Raw genomic sequence first — 1,204 nt, forward strand, 5'->3', positions numbered from 1 at the left:
CCGGAAGAACCGTGATTTCATTGGCCTTGACGGGAACAGTGACCGTTTCAAGGACCAGTTGGAACTGCACACTGTAGACGCTGACCGTATGCAGTGCAGCGAAAGCGTCAGACGCTGTGCCACGCGAAGTTTTCCCGTCAATTGCGAAGACTTCCCGCTCCCCTTCAGGGAGCGTTTGACTGGGAATCTGCTGTATCCATCCACAAAAAACGGCTCGGAACGTGTCAGGAGCAACGATCCCAAAAATACGCTCAAACGTATCCTGGCTGGGAATACCGCCTTGCAGCCTCAGAAAACGGCGCAACCACACTTGTCGGTGAACGGCAAAGGTGTGAATCAAGGCGTAGTTCGTTGCCCCACAAATCACTGCCAGAACGCTGATCACCAGAATGTCGCACAGCAAATGGCGAATCCCCCGTGCCTGACGGGGATCATCAAGGGTGGCAAAGGTGGCGGTCAGCGTGATCAGGTCTGCTTGACGAATAATTTTGGATGACACCCACCACCCTACCCTGACTTTGCGGTAGCCCTGGGGGGAATGTGCAGGCCACCGCACGAGAGCACTGGGTGGGCGTTTAAAGCTCGCCCACCGTTCTAAAGTCCGCACTGGTCGCCGGCGAGCAGCCGGCGCGTCTCGTCCAGCGCTGGAATGCCGCCGCGGCGCATGGAGTCCAGCGGCGTCTGACCGCCAAAGGGGGCCGCCCCGCTGCAGGTTGCGGCGGGCTTAAGCCCAGCTGCTGGGCCTGGCTCGTCTCAAATGAACTCATCGTATGTGAACTCCCACTGATCGCGCAGATCGTCCATGATTTTCTCATCCTCCAACTTGGAGCGGTGCTGTTCGATCAACTCCGGAAAATGGATGAACGGTTTCGTTGCAGCGAACACGTCAAGCTCGTTCAGGTCATTGATTTCATTTTCCAGACACTCATGGACCATCAGCGCGTACGCTGCACGGTAGCAGCGCATAAGCAGCGCATAAGCAGGCTTTTATCTCAAGCGAGTACAAAAAAAGATCGGGGCCGATCAGCATTGAGGTGTGAAACCAAAACCGATCAGCCCACTGCCCTTTCTAACTCAAATTCCAGACTGGCGCGATCCCAGGTAGAAGGCTGGAATCATGACCGACATGCCTGACATGAGGGGCGTCCGGGGCGTATCCCCGGACGTATGCAATCACCCTCACTCGACAGTTTCCGCTGCCTTA

2 protein-coding genes are annotated in these 1,204 nt (G+C 56.4%); both read right to left on the reverse strand.

The window, feature by feature from the left end; translation table 11 throughout:
• Positions 1-499, reverse strand: a 499-nt coding sequence (locus BOO71_RS01620) for an ISAs1 family transposase (RefSeq protein ID WP_139322679.1), incomplete at its 3' end; no start/stop codon positions are given.
• Positions 500-753: 254 nt separating this feature from the next.
• Positions 754-966, reverse strand: coding sequence for a hypothetical protein (locus BOO71_RS01625; protein ID WP_075830251.1), 213 nt, complete (start codon positions 964-966; stop codon positions 754-756).
• Positions 967-1,204 lie beyond the last annotated feature (238 nt).

Source organism: Deinococcus marmoris, assembly GCF_001949125.1.
Classification (GTDB): Bacteria; Deinococcota; Deinococci; order Deinococcales; family Deinococcaceae; genus Deinococcus; species Deinococcus marmoris_A.